The following is a 15,656-nucleotide window of genomic DNA, read 5'->3' as shown; positions in this document are numbered from 1 at the left end:
GTGACAAGCACACCCCCCCGCCAAAACTCATTCCGAAATTACTGAAGCAGCTTCAGTACAGCGGAAGGCAGTTGGTTGGCCTGAGCCAGAACCGAGGTGGAAGCCTGTTGCAGGGTTTGCTGCTTGGTCAGCTCGGCGGTTTCAGCGGCGAAGTCGGTATCTTGGATACGACCCTGTGCAGCATCGGTGTTCTGATCCACGTTCTGCAGAACGTCGATGGTGCTGGTCAGACGGTTCTGCGAAGCACCGAGGCTGGCCTGGGTAGCACCGATGGCAGCGATTGCAGCGTCGATCGCGGTGATCGCGTTGTCGATGTTGGAGGCTGCGGCGGCACTGGTAGCACCGGTCAGAACCAGAGTACCGCTGTCCACGGACAGGCTGACGGCGTCGAACTTGCCGCTCAGGGACAGGCTGATCTGGTTGGCGGTACCGGTGTTGGCACCCACTTGCAGGGTCACAACGCCAGCCGAACCGTTCAGCAGGAACTTGCCGTTCAACTGGGTACTGGCGGCGATACGGGTCAATTCGTCCGACATCTGGGCGAATTCAGCGTTGGTCGCGGTCTGGTCGGCAGTACTGTTGGTACCGTTACGAGCCTGTACGGCCAGTTCCCGCATACGCTGCAGAATGTCGGTGTCAGTGGACATCGCGCCGCCAGCGGTTTGCGCCAGGGAGATACCGTCGTTGGCGTTTTTGATCGCAACGGTCATACCACGGAGCTGGCTGGTCATACGAGTGGAGATCTGCAGACCGGCGGCGTCGTCCGCGGCGCTGTTGATTCGCAGGCCGGAAGACAGGCGCGTCATGGCGGTGGAAAGAGCCGAGGCTGCGTTGTTCAGGTTCTGCTGAACAGCCAGGGAAGTGACGTTAGTATTTACGCTTAAAGACATGACGAAATCCTCGTTGGTTGGGTACTGCGGCTTCCGGCCCTGGCAAGCGCCGGGTATGGCCTAGAGAACCTTCGTAATAGTTATCGTCGGGATTGCAAGTTGCTTGAGGGTTTTTTTCAAAAAATTTGCCATCACCCTGCCACCCCTTGGAAAACAAGGGCTTGGCGCCCTGCCCCGGAAGGAAAAATGACGTCAGGGAATTGCCGCCGATTCCAACAGCCCCACCAGTTCGTATTCCATCCAGTCAGCCAGCCCCAACCAGTCCTGGGATTCCTGGCAAACCAGCATGCGTGTCAGCAGTTGCGCCCACTGTTGCCGAACGGCCTGCGGTGCGCTCGCCAACGCCAACTGCACGGCGTCGAACACCTCGACCATGTTCAACGCCGCCTCTACATCACGGCTCAGACGAAACAGCCCGGCGCATTCGCGGGCTTCCTCGACACACTGCGCCAGCCGGCTCATTGGACAAACTCCTGGTCGAACCCGGCACCGACGATCCGCGCCCCCGCCCGGCTGCTGTTAAGGAACGCCACCTGCGGATGACGGGCGATATAACGCTCCAGCTCCACCAGGTAACGACGGAAGTTCAACTGCGTCCTGACCCGTTGCCCCTGACCGTCCAGTACCCAGTGCTGCGCCAGGTCGACGCCCGGGCCGAGATCGCCATCCTTCCAGCCCGCATGGGTCTTGTTCATCGGGAAGGCGAAGTCGGCGCCGAACAGGGTGATGCGTGCCGCGCCCATCTTCACCGCCAGGTCGACCGCCGGGTGCAGCACGCTGCCGCCGACGAACAACAGGCCGCGCTGGCACTGCTCACGCACCGAGGCATAGATCGGGCTGATGGAATAGCCGCCGTAGCGCGGGCCTTTCCAGGCCTGCAGCACCTGGGGATCGCTCATCGGCATATAGACCAGGGGAATGTCGTCGGAGGCTTCGGGGGGTAAATGCCGGAAACCGATGCGCTGGTCGATGCTGACCACGATATCCGGTCGGATCCCCTGCTCGCGCAATGGCCGGTAGGCGGTGTCGACGCTGATGAACAACGGCCGCTCCGGCTGCTCGCCGATCGCCCGCAGCTTGGCGAACTGTTGCTCCAGGGTCGGCCCGGTACCGATCACATAGATGTGCTGGCCCGGGCGCGTCGCAAACAACTCGGCGACGTCGCGATCGACGCCAAACACCTCACGGGTGTCCAGCAGACGCTGGACGATGACCGCGGACTGCGGATCGAACTCGCGATTGTTGAAAGTCAGATGCACCTCGCCGACCAGACGATCACGCATCCGCGCGTTGTCGTCATCGGCCAGCACCAGTTCGGCCGGCAGGGCGAAAAATGGCAAGAGAATCTCGGGGTGGTCGGCGGCGTAGCTCAGTTCGACCCGTGGGTCCCTCAGCCAGGATTGCTGATCCAACAGCCCCAGCACCAGCTTGAACAACGCGCCGTTGAGGACATGGACACACAGGCGCTGCAGCGTCGGCCGCTCCAGCAGGACCTGTTGCAGATCGCCCAAGCCGGTGCCGTAGAGGTGCAGCAAGGCGCTGTCCGGCGGCAGGCTGGCGGCCTGCAGGCGAGCCTCGGCGACACGATCATGGCGGCTGGTGAGCTGGATGCCGCCCACGCTCAGGGTCGAACCCAGCCCCTCCACCAGTTCAACCGGCAACGACTCGCTGTCCTCGGCCAACAGCCGCGGCAGCAAGCCCGGCCAACGGGCGCCAATGACCTGCAGGTTCTGCTCGAAACTTTCGCTCATGCCGTCTCACTCAACATCCGCGCAAAAAAATGGCGCTCAAGGTTATCTCACCTGGAGCGCCATTTTGCGACCTTTGGCATCAAGGCCGATGAATAATCGCCGAGCCCCACGACAAGCCCACGCCGAAGCCACTGAGGGCCACGCGCTTCCAGGTCGAGTCCAGGACATGTTTTTCCAGCAACAGTGGAATACTCGACGACACCGTGTTGCCGGTCTCGACCATGTCCTTGATGAACTTCTCGGGCTCGCCCTCGAAACGCCGCGCCACGGCATCGACAATCGCCGCGCTGCCCTGGTGAATGCAGAACGCGTCGATATCGTCCGCTTGCAGGCCGGACTCTTCGAGCAACTCGTGCAGGTGCGCCGGAACCTTGAGCAAGGCGAAGTTGAAGACCTGGCGGCCGTTCATGAAAAACACGCCATTGCTGACCTTCAGGTGCGGCGCGCCGGACCCGTCGGTGCCGAACTTGGCCTTGCCCAGTTGCCAGGGCGCGTCTTCGCCCATCCAGGTAGCCGTCGCCGCATCACCGAAAAGCATGGTGGTGTTGCGATCTTCCGGGTCGACGATCTTCGAATAAGGATCGGCGGTGACCAACAGGCCGTTTTTCAGGCCCGCCGCTTCCATGAAGCCCTTGATCGCGTAGATGCCATAGACATAACCGGAGCAACCCAGGGAAATATCGAACGCGGCCACGTTGGTGGGCAGGCCGAGCTTGTCCTGGACGATGGCGGCGGTATGCGGCAGGCCTTCCTCATCGCCGTTCTGGGTGACCACGATCAGCGCGTCGATGGATTCGCGCTTGAGCTCGGGATTGCGGGCGAACAGCGCATTCACGGCTTCGACACACAGGTCCGAGGTTTCCTGTTCGTCATCCTTGCGCGGCAGGAAGGCCGAACCGATCTTGCCGAGGATGAAGGCTTCATCCTTCTCGAATTTTGCACCTTGTGCGTAATTGTCCACGCCGGCTACAGGCACGTAGCTCGCAATGCTCTTTATGCCAATCATTACGGCTTCCCAATAATAAACAGCTGAAAACCCTCGCTCACCAGGACCGAGGGCTGCCGACAAACAGAGATTTGACGCCGCCCACGGGGGAGCGACTGCCGGAAGAGTAAAAGGCTATCACCGGACCCGTTACGAGCCGGGCGCCATCTTCCAGGTCGATACAATACAGTGAAGATGCGCGTTATGACTCGCAGGTCACGCTATTTTGCCGAATCAGCGCGACAAAGCGCTATTCGACCAGCGACCAGGCCAGCGCCGTCCCCCGCTTGAGGGCCTGTCGGGCACAGCGTCCGAGCACCGCGTCAAGATGCCGGGGCGCCAGTCCGAGGCCGGGGCGGATCGCCCGCAGGTTGTCGGCACTGAAGGTTTCCCCCGCGACCATGTCGCGGGTGACGTACAGCGAGCGGCGATACACCAGGGATTTGCGTTCCGCCTCGGTGACGCCGTAGTGCACCTGGCCCAGGGCCTGCCAGGCACGTTCGGTCTCGACGACCAGGCTGGCCAGTTCCGCCGGTTCCAGGGAAAAGCTCGAGTCCACGCCGCCATCGGCGCGATCCAGGGTGAAATGTTTCTCCACCACCGTTGCCCCCAGCGCCACCGCGGCTACCGCCACCCCGACGCCCATGGAGTGATCGGACAAGCCGACCTGGCAGCCGAACAGCTCGCGCAGATGAGGAATGGTCCGCACGTGGCTGTTTTCCGGGCTGGCCGGGTAGGTGCTGGTGCATTTGAGCAGGATCAGGTCCTTGCAACCGGCGGCCCGGGCGGCGTGCACGCTCTCATCCAGCTCGGCGACGCTGGCCATGCCGGTGGAAATGATCAGCGGCTTGCCGGTCGCGGCCACACGCCGGATCAACGGCAGGTCGGTATTTTCGAAACTGGCGATCTTGTAGGCCGGCACGTCGAGGCTTTCGAGAAAATCCACCGCCGTTTCATCGAAAGGCGTGGAAAACGCCAGCATGCCCAGCTCCCGGGCGCGGGCGAAGATCGGTGCGTGCCACTCCCAGGGCGTATGGGCCTTTTCATACAAGGCATAGAGCGACGAGCCGGACCACAGGCTGGTCGGGTCCTGGATGAAGAACTCGCCTTCGTCCAGGTCCAGGGTCATGGTCTCGGCGGTATAGGTTTGCAGCTTGAGCGCATGGGCACCGGCCTTGGCCGCCGCCTCGACAATCCGCAGCGCCACCTCCAGCGACTGGTTATGGTTGCCGCTCATCTCGGCAATGATGAAGGGTGGCGCGTCCGGGCCGATCAACCGCTGGCCGATCTTGAAACTAGTCATGGTGCTGATCCTTTACCACACGCTCGAAACGGCAGACCGACTGGACATAGCCGCCGTGACGGAACAATTCGATGGAGGCCGGATTATCCGGCAGTACCTGGGCGTCGATCACCGTCACCTGCGGCCAGTGCTCGCCCACGGCGACTTCGCCACGGGCCAGCAGCGCCCTGCCCCAGCCGAGGCCCGCGCGGCCCTGGAACAGATACAGCGAGACTTGCGCGCGGCTGCCCGCCAGATCGTAGCGCAGCACACCCACCGGGCCATCCGCGGCCTCGGCGATCAGCAGCAGGCGCCCGGGGTTGAGCAGACTCGCGGCCAGCCAGGCCTGATGCGCTTCCCAGCCGATAGGCTCGGGGCTCAAAGAGGCCCGTCGCACCGACTCGGCATTACGGCCGTCGAACAGCAGCCGTGAATCGTCCGCCGTGGCCCGCCGCACAGCCAGGCTGACACCGGCCAGGGCCACGGCAAAGCGTCGCGCCCCCAGCCCATCCACCAGACGCCGCGACTGTGCCGCCAGGCTGCGGCGCAGGCTGACATTGCCCAGGACAAAACCGATGGCCTGGCGCAGGCTGTCGACCGCCACCTCGTCGCTGCTGCCCAGATAGACATGGACCCCGGCCGCGGCCAGTCGCTCGGCATTCGCCCGCTGATTTTCCGCCACGGCAATGCACAGGGTCGGAAGGCCGAGGACCGCGCGCTCCCAGCTGGTACCGCCACCGGCCCCGATAAACAGGTCGGCCCGGGCCATCAGCGTGGCGAAGTCGCTGACAAAGGTCTGCACCCGCCACTGCGGACGATCAGCCGCCATCGCCTGGATCGAGGCCAGCATCGGGTTGGCGGTGCCGGCGATAAAGTCCACTTCCAACTCGCTGAAATCCGCCAGGGCCTGCATGGCCTTCCAGGTTTCACCGGCCGCATCCAGGCCGCCAAAATTCACCAGCACCCGACGGGGCTGCACGGTGATGGGCACCGCGCCTTGGCAGAACTCATCACGAATCAGCGCATAACGCGGACCGAAGAGCTCACGGCAGGGCTGCAAGCAGCGGTTGGCATACTCGGGATCGCCGGCTGTGAAATTCTGATCGAAGAGCAGATCCACGGCATGTTGCCGGTTGTTCAGGTCATCGATCGCTGCAATCTGCCGCGCCCACTGGCGAGCAGCGGTTTGCCAGGCGTGATCGAGGCCATAGTGATCGACGACAATCCAGTCGAAGGCCGGCTCGGCGAGCAGGCAGGCACCCAGGGCGGCGATATCCGCCTGCCAGGGCAACGGGGCCTCGATGTCTGCGCCGGGCTCCTCGCCCGCGTACTCGGCAGGCAGTGCCAAGGCTCGAAAGCCCTGTCCGGCGATGCGCGCCAGCGAATGGCCGGGCAAGGCCCGGCAGGCGAACACCACCTCGGCGCCGCCACTGCGCAGCACCTGCGCCAGAGTAAGGCAACGTGCCACATGCCCACTGCCAATGGCCGGCGAGGCATCCGCGCGGATCAGCACCCTCATGGCTGCAGCTCTCCGCCAGCCAGCAAGGCACTGTAAAGATACTCGGCACGCCGCCAGTCCTCGTCGGTGTCGATGTCCTGGACCAGATGGCGCGGCAGGATGACCGGCAGGCTTTTCTCCGAAAACAGTACGTCGCCCCGCAGCCAGGCCGCGCTGCGCCCCCAGTAGAACTGTCCGGCATCCTGGAAGGTCCGGGGCAGATCCTGGGAACGGGTCTGTCGATGCTCGGGATACAGCGGCGTCAACGCGCCGTCCTGGCCGAGGGTCAAGGCGCGCTGGACCGGGAAGCCGAACTCGCAGACCGAAAACGCAAACGACTTTTCAGCATGGGCCTCGAGCAGCTCCAGCCCCTGGCGCAAAAACCGCACTTGCAACAACGGCGCCGTGGCATAGAGGCAGCAGGCATGTTCGAACACGTAGCCGGCCTGCTGCGAAGCTTCCAGCGCATGGGCGATCACCGCCGCCGTGCCGGTGAAATCATCGGCCAGGGCCGCCGGGCGCATAAACGGCACCTGAGCCCCCCGGGCCCGGGCCAGGGCGGCGATTTCCTCGTCGTCGGTACTGACGATCACCCGCTCGAACAACCCCGAATCGAGCGCCAGGCGAATCGAGCGGGCAATCATCGGCTCGCCATGGAACAGCTTGAGATTCTTGCGCGGGATGCGCTTGCTGCCACCGCGCGCCGGAATGATTGCAATCGCACTCAAGGACGTTTTTCCAGCAGGAACCAGTTGATATCGTCGGTCGGGAACTGCGGGTCGCGGTGGTAACTGAAGCCGTAGTCCAGCAGTTGCAGGTCCGGGTAACGATCGAGCATTTCCCCGGCGAAATCGCGCTTGAACAACTTGCCGCTGTTACCACGATAGGACACTTCCACCGGCACCGGGTTGTAGTACTCGGCGATCAGGATATAGCGCCCGCTCAGCATATACAGCTGCTCATAGGCGGTTGCCAGCAGCTCGGGCGCCAGGTGGATCAGCACGCCCTTGCTCAGGGTCAGGTCGAAGGTTCGCTCACGTGGGTAGTCGAACAACGAACCCTGCCAGATCTCGGCGATGCCCAGCTCGCGCGCCTGCTCGCAGGCCTTGGCGTTGATCTCCACACCCTGCAGGGCGCACGCGGGCAGCAGTTGATGCAAGGCCTGCAGGTTGTTGCCGGTGTTGGTGCCCAGCTCCAGCAGGCTGGCAAGCCGGCCGGTGCGCGCCAGGGCCTTGGCGAACAGCGCCAGGTTGGCGGCGACCAGCGCCTGCCCCTGGTTGCGGCCCACGTATTGATCGCCGAACTCGCCACGCCAGAACACTTCCTGTTCGCTGAACTCACGCATGTCGGGTGTTTATCCTCGGGCCATTGAGCGTCGTTTAACCGACAAGGTTTCGTAATTGTTCGACCACATAGTCCTGCTGCGCCTCGGTGAGCAGCGGGAACAACGGCAGGCTGAGGGCTTCGCCGAAGTAACGCTCGGCTTCGGGGAAGTCACCGTCCTTGAAGCCCTGTTCGCGGTAGTAGGGTTGCAGGTGCACGGGAATGTAATGCAGGTTCACGCCGATGCCGGCGGCGCGCAAGGCGTCGAAGACTTCGCGCTGGCTGACCTTGATCTGCTCCAGCTGCAAGCGCACCACGTACAGGTGCCAGGCGGACTCGGCACCGGCCTGGGCCACCGGCAGTTGCAGCGGCAGGTCGGCCAGCAGACGGTCATAACGGGCGGCCAGTTCTCGGCGCCGGGCGACGAAGCTGTCGAGCCGGGCCGTTTGCGACAGGCCCAGCGCGGCATGCAGGTCAGTCATCCGGTAGTTGAAGCCCAGCTCCAGTTGCTGGTAGTACCACAACCCTTGCGCAGGGACGTTCATCTGCGCCGGATCGCCTGTAATGCCGTGGCTGCGCAGGCGACGCAAGCGCTCGGCCAGTTCGGGGCGGTTGGTCAAGACCATGCCGCCTTCGGCCGAGGTGATGATCTTCACCGGATGAAAGCTGAAGATGGTCATCGCGGCAAAGTCACCGCAACCCACCGGTCGCCCGAGATAGGACGCGCCGACCGCATGGGACGCATCCTCGATCAGCGTGAAGCCATAGCGCTCGGACAATCCGGCGATGGCGCGCATATCGCAACTCTGGCCGGCGAAAGCCACGGCCACCACCACTTTGGGCAAATGTCCGCTGGCCTCGGCGACCTCCAGTTTCTGCGCCAACAGGCTGGCATCGAGGTTCAAGGTCAGCGGATCGATGTCGACGAAGTCCACCTCGGCGCCGCAGTAACGAGCGCAGTTGGCCGAGGCGACAAAGGTATTCGGGCTGGTCCACAAACGGTCCCCAGGCCCCAGGCCCGCGGCCAGGCAGGCGATATGCAAGGCCGCCGTGGCGTTGCATACGGCCACGGCAAAATCGGCCTGGCAATGTTCGGCCAGCGCCGCCTCGAAGCGTGGGATGGTCGGCCCCTGGGTCAACCAGGGCGACTTGAGCACCTCGACCACCGCATCGATATCGTCCTGTTCGATGCTCTGGCAACCATAAGGAATCTGATAAGGCGTCATACCGGCAGCCCGGCATGCAGATCGGCAATCTGCATCACGTTCAGAAACTCAGGGTTGGTATCGGAACGGTATTCGAAGTCCTCGCCCACCGCCTTGCCCTGTTCACCCAGTCCATCCACGGCGAAATCGACATCGACGCTGGTGAACCGAATCGACGGCTGGATGGTGTAATGGTCAGCGAACTCCAGGGTCATGCGCGCATCGTCCAGCGGTACCATCAGTTCATGCAGCTTCTCGCCCGGTCGAATGCCCACGTGTTTGTGCGGCAGGTGCGCGGCCATGCCGGACGCCAGGTCGACGATGCGGATCGACGGGATCTTCGGTACGAACACTTCACCACCGTGCATACGGGCAAAGCTGTCGAGCACGAACTGTACGCCATGGTCGAGGGTGATCCAGAAGCGGGTCATGCGCTCGTCGGTGATCGGCAGTTCCCGGGCCCCCTCGGCGATCAGTTTGCTGAAGAACGGCACCACCGAACCTCGTGAGCCGGCCACATTGCCGTAGCGCACCACGGCAAAGCGGGTGGCCTGCTCGCCGGCGATGTTATTGGCGGCGACGAACAGCTTGTCCGACAGCAGCTTGGTGGCCCCATAGAGGTTGATCGGGCTCGCCGCCTTGTCGGTGGACAGGGCGACGACCTTCTGCACGCCATTGTCGATGGCCGCGGCAATGATGTTTTCCGCCCCATTGACGTTGGTGCGAATGCATTCGGTGGGGTTGTACTCCGCCGCCGGCACCTGTTTCAGGGCTGCGGCATGCACGACAAAATCGATCCCGCGCATGGCCAGGCGCAAGCGCTCGGCATCCCGGACATCTCCGAGAAAATAGCGCATGCACGGCGCGTTGAACGTCTGCTGCATCTCGTACTGCTTGAGCTCGTCGCGCGAGAACACCACCACCCGCCGCGGCTGGTACTGCTCCAGCAGACGACGGATGAAGTTGCGACCGAACGAACCGGTGCCGCCGGAGATGAAAATCGATTTGCCGTTGAACATGCCGTGAGTCCCTTTAACTGTCTGCCAGGCTTAAACGAGCAACTGCGCCCATCCCACAGGGTTGGCACTGCCCAGACTGAAGCCCTTGCCTGTCAGGGACAGGTGAGGGTTGTAAGCGGAGTCGTGCTGGAAGTTCGCCGCCCATTTCTCGCGCAGGGCAGCCAGGGCCTGTGGTGCCTCGGGCAGCAGGCCCGGGTGGAGCACCTGCACCTGCGGCGTCCACGAGACCAGGCCACCGAGCTGGCCGATCTTGAGGCACAGATCGACATCGGCGAAGGCCTCGGCGAACTCGCCTTCGTCCAGGCCACCGACCGCCTCGAAGAACGCCTTGCGCACCATCAGGCACACCGCCGAGACCGCCGAATAGTTCTGTTCCACTGCCAGACGCTGCATGTAACCCTTGGCCTCCGTCTTCTCGCCGACAAAAGGCGAACCGACACCGCCGTTCAAGCCGAGAATCAGCCCGGCCTGGGACACCTTCGAATCACGGCTGTAGAGCTTGGCGCCGACCACACCGACTTCCGGACGCAGGGCCTGGTTGAGCAGCGACTCGATCCAGTTGGGGTTGACCACTTCGCTGTCTTGCGCGAGCAGCACCAGGTACTCGCCCAGGGCCTGGCTTGACGCCGCGTTGCAGAACGCCGAGGCGCTCGCCCCATCGGCCTGCAACACACTGACCTTGCCGGCCTGGGGCTGTGCCCGGAGCCAGGTTGCGAGGGCTTCGCTGTAGCTCGGGTGGTCGGCCACCAGCACTTCGTATTTCAGGTAACGGGTTTTTTGCAGGACGGCGTTCAGGCAGCGCTCCAGCTCGGCGAAATCGGCCTGGCCGTGGAGGATGATCGACACCAGCGGGCGCCCGGTATGTCGATAATCGACAAAGTAGCTGCCCGGATTCTGGGAAGTGACCTGGGCCTTGTAGCCGCGCGTGCCCAGATGGCGTAGCAACGCCAGGCGTTCATGGGCGTTCTCCTCAAGCGCCGGCACACTGGAAATCAGCAATGGCTCGTCCAGATGGGCCAATCCGGCCATGCCGCCCTGCTCGATCAGGCGCAGCAACAGATCGAACTCCAGGGCCTTGCTGAAGTCGGCCTTGTAGCCGCCGGCCTCCAGCAACACTTCACGGCGGATCAGCCAGTGCCTGGCCATCAGCGCAGGCACGCTTTGCAGCAGGTCGAGGTTGAAGCCTGGACGGAATACATCGGTCAGCGCGCCATTGGTATCGCGCTGGATTTCATCGGTGGCCACCGCACGACAGCCCTCGGCCGCGCGCAGTTCGAGACCGGCGCGCAACAAACCGCTGGCCGTGAACTCATCACCGGCCTCGGCCAGCAACAGCCAGTCGCAGGGCAATTGGCGGATCGTCTGGTTCAGCTTGTCCACCAGGTTGCCGGGGGTCACCCGGATAAAATGCAGGGTGTTCTGCAGGGTGGTCGCCGTCTGCGGCTCGCCCGTGGTGAAGACGACGATGCGGAAGGCCTTGCTGTGCCCTTCCACCAGGCTGTCGAGGGTGACCTGCAACTTGACGATGTCGTCGCTCAGGTTCAGTACCAGCAGGCCGAAGACCGGCCCCTTGCCCTGCGCAACCTCGTAGCTACCAATCGCCTCCAGTTCAGTGCTGGATGGCTCACGGACTTTCAGCCAGTCGAGCAGGCGCCCGGAAAGCATCGCCTCGAAAGTCGACTGATTGTCTTCGGTGGAGACCGCGTCCAGGCGCTCGGCCCAGGCGAACATACCGCGTGCGTCCTCCTCTTCACCCAGGCTCTCCAGTTGCCGGGCCAGGCGCTTGACCACCTGACGGCTGAACAGGTTGCACCCCAGGGCCTGCCATAAACGATCCACCACGCTTTCCGGGGTGTCGTTGTTGCGCGCGCGCATCAGGGCTTCCTGGCGGCTCCACACACCCTCCAACCCCATCAACTGCACACGACCGGCCGGCATCGCATGAAGCAGGAATTCAAAGTGGGTCAACTGATCGAAAAACGCCTGGTTGTAGTAAGGCATTTCCATGTACTGCTTGGGACCGAAACGCCGCACGGGAGCGTCCTTGATGCTGACCCAGGTGGACTCGAAAAGCCCTTCCATGGTCAGTGCCCGCCCGGTACGCAGGCTGTCGGTCATGGCTTCGAAACTTTCCAGGGCGAAGGCTTTGCCCTGTGCCGGATCAAGGCCCTCGATCGCGGTAGGCAACGAGGCCAGGAACTCGGCAAAAGCCTCACGCTCGGCCACCGACTTGGCATCGGTGTAGCTCAGCGAGTGATAGACCTCGGTGCTGTGTTCCGAATCGCCATAGTTGACCTCACGGACCACATAGGGAATCGGCAGGATGCGAGCCTTGGCCCGGGCGAGCATGTAGTAGACATGGCCGATTTCCTGCCATTGGAAACTGGTGCCTTCCGGCAAGGCCGAATGCCAGTCGCGCATCAGGGCGGTACGGTGGACGGCGTAGAACGGCGGCAGGTACTGGTGCATATAGTCCAGCACCCGATCCTGGGCCCGCTCGGAGGCGTAGTCCTCGCAAACTTTCTTGTCGCGACGGTAGTAGCTGACGCTGCCCGCCAACGACAGGTACATCATGCAGTAGCCATGGCACATGCCGTAGTCGGCATTGTTCTCCAGGAACGCCACCGACTCGGTCAGCGCACTGTGAACGATAAAGTCGTCGTCGGCGGCAAACACCATGTACGGCGTGGTCACGCTCATCACGCCATGGGCGAACTTGTTCTGCAGTTTCCAGTAGTCGTACTGCGGCACGTGCAGGTATTCGATCGAATCATGCCCCTGCGCGACTTCGGCGTAGGCCTCAGGGGAGGAATCCAGCACCAGCAGTTTGCAAGGCAACGCGCTGTAGAACTTCACCGCCCGGCGCAGGAACGCCGGCCGGTTGTGGGTGACCAGCACCACCGTCAACAAATCCCCCAGGAGCTGCGCATTCCCCGGCAGCGATGCCTGTTCAGAAACGTAGTTGCCTTGCATAACCTTTCCTCAAAACTTCGAATCGACCAATGAACTCGGGATGATGTGACTACTCAGCGAACCCGGCGCAGGTAGCCGTCAGGTGCAACGGTGACCAGCAGCTTGTTCTCCAGCTGTTTGTCGATCTCGAAATCAGTGTTCTCTTGCAGATAAGCCCAGACCGCAGTCTTCGGGTTGTCGCCCGGGCCCCACGGACGATCAGGGAAAAACTCCGGCGGCATGTCTTCGACCACGGTATCCATCACCACACAGTAGCTGCCGACCGAGACCAGCGGTGCATACAGGCGCAGCTCTTCCAGTACGTGATCGTGGGTATGGTTGGAGTCCAGGACCAGGATGACCTTCTTGCCCTCGGCCGCCGCACGGACCTGCTCGGCGGTCGACTGCTCGATGCTCGAGCCCTCGATCATGCGGATGCGCTTGCTCATCGGATGGCTCTCGATGGCCTCGCGGTTGTGCCGGCGGATATCAAGGTCGATGCCCAGCACTTCGCCGTGGCCTTGCAGCTCCAGCAGCGAGGCGTAGTAGATGATCGAACCGCCATGGGCGATACCGCACTCGATCACCAGGTCCGGCTTGACCTGCCAGATGATCTCCTGCATCGCCATCATGTCCTGGGGCAGTTGAATGATCGGCCGGCCCATCCAGGAGAAGTGGTAGCTGTACTTGTGCTTGGCCGACTCGTTGAAGAAGTCGCGGGCCAGGCCCTGGAGTTTTTCGTCCTGGCCCTGGGCGGCGATTTCGGCTTGGCATTCGGCTTCGAAGGCTTGCATAACGGTCTTGGTCATCGTTCAGTCTCGGCAAAAGTTCATTGAAAGGTGGCGCTGTCGACGGCGTGGTAGACGTAACGTCCGCCCGTCATGCGCTTGATTTCTTCGAGGTAATTGGAGTTCATCACAAACAGGTTGGCCCCCATGGGCAAGGTGTCCAGGGCTTCCTGCGGCGACGACACGCGCACACCGCTGAGGGGCAGGTAACGGCCCTGCTTGGCCGGATTGATATCCACCACCTGGTCCACCGCCACTCCCGCCCGTTGCAGGAACAGCGAATAGATCACGCCCTTGGAGGACGCGCCCCAGATGCACGAGCCTTGCTCGGGCGTCTCGCGGATGATGCGGATCGCCTTGGCCAGGCTGGCGGTGAAGTCATCCGGCAGGTCTTGGCGCAGCACCGGCTCGGTCGGCGTCAGGCGCAGGCTGCCGAGGTCGGCGACGATATACAGGTACTGCCCGCCGAACAGATGGCCGGCCTCGTGCACAGTGCCGAACAAGCGACGCAGGTCGTCGAGACGGAAGTAGTTGACGTGCTCGTAGAACAGGTCGAACCAGGCCCGGTGCTCGACGATCCAGTCGAAACACGGCACCTCGATGTAGATCTGCCCGCCCTGGTTGGCTTCGGCCATCGCCGCCAGGAACGCCACCGGATCGGCGATATGCTCCAGCACGTGGCGCAACACCAGGGCATCGGCGGCCAGGCCAAGGCCACGGGTGAACGGCGCCTTGATCACTTCCGGATTGCTGCCCTCGTAGGCCGGGTCGATACCGGTGATGGCGTAGCCGAGGCCACGCAGCAGTTCGAGGAAATAACCCTTGCCGCAACCGACCTCGATCAGGCTCCGGCCCTTGAAGTGCCGGGCAATGATGCCTTCGACGTCGTTCAGGTGCTGCTGGAACTGGCCGGAATGGGCCTGCTCGTTCTGGTAATCGCTGTCGTAGCTCAACTTGTCGGCATCGAAAGCCTGGTTGAAGATCAGCCCGCTGACTTCGTCCTGTACCAGAACGATATCGGCACTGGCCGACGCCCTGGCCGAGGCTGCGTCGGCAAAGGTGCGATTTTGCAGGACCGGCAGGTCACCTGCCCGATACAACTCATGCGCCATGTTCGACTCCCAGTAGCTGTTGCAGTCGCTCGGCCACGGCCCAGAACGCCATGGGCTCGTGACTGGCATAACCGTAGTGACCCAGATTCAGCGCGATGGACGATCCACGCTCGCGCAGGCGTTGCTCGACCAGGGTCCGGACCGCGATCGGCCGGCCGCTGGCGCAATTGACCACGCCGGAAAAATCCCGCAGCTCCAGTAATCGGGCCAGGTAATCGGCGGCCACTTCAATGGCCAGGTAATCGCGCAGTTGCTCGCCCGCCGACATATTGAAGTGGCTGTCGCCAGCCTCGATGGCGCGGTCCAGGCTGGCCAGCAGACTGTTGGGGTTCTGCCCCTCGCCGTGCAAATAGAACAGCCGCGCCCATTGCAGGTTGAACGGCAACTGCTGGCGCAACGTTTCCAGGAACAGGCGCAGGGTGTTCTTCGCCAGGCCGTAGGGATTGCTCGGCTGCGCCGGCGTCGCTTCGCTCAACGGCCCGCTCTGCATGCCATATTCGAAGCAGGTGCCGGTCACCAGGACCTGGGGCACACCGGCCTCGACCGCCTGCTTGATAAAACGGTAATCGGCGAACAGGTTGTGTTCGAAGTGAAACAGCGCCTGGTAGTTCGGCAATCCTGGCCAGGCCAGGTGGGCCAGGGCATCGACGCCCTGGGTCAGCCTGGCAATATCGAGGTCCGCGGCATGCACGTCGGCGGCGACGAATTCCACCTCATCGATCCACGGCAGCTTGCCCGCGGCCGCAGGATCGCGAGCCACGGCGCGGACCGAATGCCCGCGCGCCAGCAAGGCCGAGACCAGATGACGACCGACAAAGCCGGTCGCACCGGTCACCAGCACTTTCAAGCCG

At 63.0% G+C, this 15,656-nt stretch carries 14 protein-coding genes; all 14 read right to left on the bottom strand.

Translation table 11 applies throughout. The features are described 5' to 3' along the window. Positions 1-38: 38 nt before the first annotated feature. Positions 39-890, bottom strand: coding sequence for a flagellin domain-containing protein (locus CWE01_RS02880; protein WP_100939007.1), 852 nt, complete (start codon positions 888-890; stop codon positions 39-41). A gap of 192 nt (positions 891-1,082) precedes the next feature. Continuing rightward, complete coding sequence (locus CWE01_RS02875; protein WP_100939006.1) at positions 1,083-1,352, bottom strand: hypothetical protein; 270 nt, start codon at positions 1,350-1,352, stop codon at positions 1,083-1,085. Continuing rightward, entirely contained in the window at positions 1,349-2,641 is a 1,293-nt protein-coding gene (locus CWE01_RS02870) for a motility associated factor glycosyltransferase family protein (RefSeq protein WP_100939005.1), read from the bottom strand. The genes CWE01_RS02875 and CWE01_RS02870 overlap by 4 nt, the downstream gene beginning before the upstream one ends. Positions 2,642-2,720: 79 nt before the next feature. Further along, complete coding sequence (locus CWE01_RS02865; RefSeq protein ID WP_100939004.1) at positions 2,721-3,647, bottom strand: ketoacyl-ACP synthase III; 927 nt, start codon at positions 3,645-3,647, stop codon at positions 2,721-2,723. Between the two features lie 229 nt (positions 3,648-3,876). Further along, positions 3,877-4,929 (bottom strand): pseudaminic acid synthase, encoded by a 1,053-nt coding sequence (gene pseI, locus CWE01_RS02860; protein WP_100939003.1) that lies wholly within the window; start codon positions 4,927-4,929, stop codon positions 3,877-3,879. Continuing rightward, a complete protein-coding gene (gene pseG / locus CWE01_RS02855) occupies positions 4,922-6,427 on the bottom strand; it encodes a UDP-2,4-diacetamido-2,4,6-trideoxy-beta-L-altropyranose hydrolase (RefSeq protein WP_100939002.1) in 1,506 nt (501 codons plus the stop codon). Before pseG ends, pseI begins: the two co-directional genes overlap by 8 nt. Further along, positions 6,424-7,134, bottom strand: coding sequence for a pseudaminic acid cytidylyltransferase (gene pseF, locus CWE01_RS02850; RefSeq protein ID WP_100939001.1), 711 nt, complete (start codon positions 7,132-7,134; stop codon positions 6,424-6,426). The genes pseG and pseF overlap by 4 nt, the downstream gene beginning before the upstream one ends. Beyond that, a complete protein-coding gene (locus CWE01_RS02845; protein ID WP_100939000.1) occupies positions 7,131-7,751 on the bottom strand; it encodes a pseudaminic acid biosynthesis-associated methylase in 621 nt (206 codons plus the stop codon). Before CWE01_RS02845 ends, pseF begins: the two co-directional genes overlap by 4 nt. Before the next feature lie 34 nt (positions 7,752-7,785). After that, the gene (gene pseC / locus CWE01_RS02840) at positions 7,786-8,955 is read right to left on the bottom strand and encodes a UDP-4-amino-4,6-dideoxy-N-acetyl-beta-L-altrosamine transaminase (protein WP_100938999.1); all 1,170 of its coding nucleotides are present in this window, start codon (positions 8,953-8,955) and stop codon (positions 7,786-7,788) included. Continuing rightward, entirely contained in the window at positions 8,952-9,953 is a 1,002-nt protein-coding gene (gene pseB, locus CWE01_RS02835; protein ID WP_100938998.1) for a UDP-N-acetylglucosamine 4,6-dehydratase (inverting), read from the bottom strand. Before pseB ends, pseC begins: the two co-directional genes overlap by 4 nt. A 30-nt stretch (positions 9,954-9,983) precedes the next feature. Then, positions 9,984-12,926 carry a TIGR00180 family glycosyltransferase gene (locus CWE01_RS02830; RefSeq protein ID WP_100938997.1) on the bottom strand — a complete coding sequence of 981 codons (2,943 nt, stop codon included), beginning with the start codon at positions 12,924-12,926 and terminating at the stop codon, positions 9,984-9,986. A 53-nt stretch (positions 12,927-12,979) separates the two neighbouring features. Further along, on the bottom strand, positions 12,980-13,714 hold the full coding sequence (locus CWE01_RS02825; RefSeq protein ID WP_100938996.1) for a cephalosporin hydroxylase family protein: 735 nt from the start codon (positions 13,712-13,714) through the stop codon (positions 12,980-12,982). Positions 13,715-13,734: 20 nt separating this feature from the next. Then, positions 13,735-14,805, bottom strand: a complete 1,071-nt coding sequence (locus CWE01_RS02820; RefSeq protein WP_100938995.1) for a class I SAM-dependent methyltransferase — start codon at positions 14,803-14,805, stop codon at positions 13,735-13,737. Then, on the bottom strand, positions 14,795-15,652 hold the full coding sequence (locus tag CWE01_RS02815) for an NAD(P)-dependent oxidoreductase (RefSeq protein ID WP_100939213.1): 858 nt from the start codon (positions 15,650-15,652) through the stop codon (positions 14,795-14,797). The genes CWE01_RS02820 and CWE01_RS02815 overlap by 11 nt, the downstream gene beginning before the upstream one ends. Positions 15,653-15,656: the final 4 nt, after the last annotated feature.

The organism is Pseudomonas sp. QS1027 (assembly GCF_002814235.1).
Taxonomy (GTDB): Bacteria; Pseudomonadota; Gammaproteobacteria; order Pseudomonadales; family Pseudomonadaceae; genus Aquipseudomonas.
This window is presented reverse-complemented; position numbering and strand designations above follow the sequence as displayed.

Excerpts from the sequence above, each read along its gene's own strand:
- CWE01_RS02880 (WP_100939007.1), bottom strand. The coding sequence starts at position 890 with ATGTCTTTAAGCGTAAATACTAACGTCACTTCCCTGGCTGTTCAGCAG.
- CWE01_RS02875 (WP_100939006.1), bottom strand. The coding sequence starts at position 1,352 with ATGAGCCGGCTGGCGCAGTGTGTCGAGGAAGCCCGCGAATGCGCCGGG.
- CWE01_RS02870 (WP_100939005.1), bottom strand. The coding sequence starts at position 2,641 with ATGAGCGAAAGTTTCGAGCAGAACCTGCAGGTCATTGGCGCCCGTTGG.
- CWE01_RS02865 (WP_100939004.1), bottom strand. The coding sequence starts at position 3,647 with ATGATTGGCATAAAGAGCATTGCGAGCTACGTGCCTGTAGCCGGCGTG.
- pseI (WP_100939003.1), bottom strand. The coding sequence starts at position 4,929 with ATGACTAGTTTCAAGATCGGCCAGCGGTTGATCGGCCCGGACGCGCCA.
- pseG (WP_100939002.1), bottom strand. The coding sequence starts at position 6,427 with ATGAGGGTGCTGATCCGCGCGGATGCCTCGCCGGCCATTGGCAGTGGG.
- CWE01_RS02845 (WP_100939000.1), bottom strand. The coding sequence starts at position 7,751 with ATGCGTGAGTTCAGCGAACAGGAAGTGTTCTGGCGTGGCGAGTTCGGC.
- pseC (WP_100938999.1), bottom strand. The coding sequence starts at position 8,955 with ATGACGCCTTATCAGATTCCTTATGGTTGCCAGAGCATCGAACAGGAC.
- pseB (WP_100938998.1), bottom strand. The coding sequence starts at position 9,953 with ATGTTCAACGGCAAATCGATTTTCATCTCCGGCGGCACCGGTTCGTTC.
- CWE01_RS02830 (WP_100938997.1), bottom strand. The coding sequence starts at position 12,926 with ATGCAAGGCAACTACGTTTCTGAACAGGCATCGCTGCCGGGGAATGCG.
- CWE01_RS02825 (WP_100938996.1), bottom strand. The coding sequence starts at position 13,714 with ATGACCAAGACCGTTATGCAAGCCTTCGAAGCCGAATGCCAAGCCGAA.
- CWE01_RS02820 (WP_100938995.1), bottom strand. The coding sequence starts at position 14,805 with ATGGCGCATGAGTTGTATCGGGCAGGTGACCTGCCGGTCCTGCAAAAT.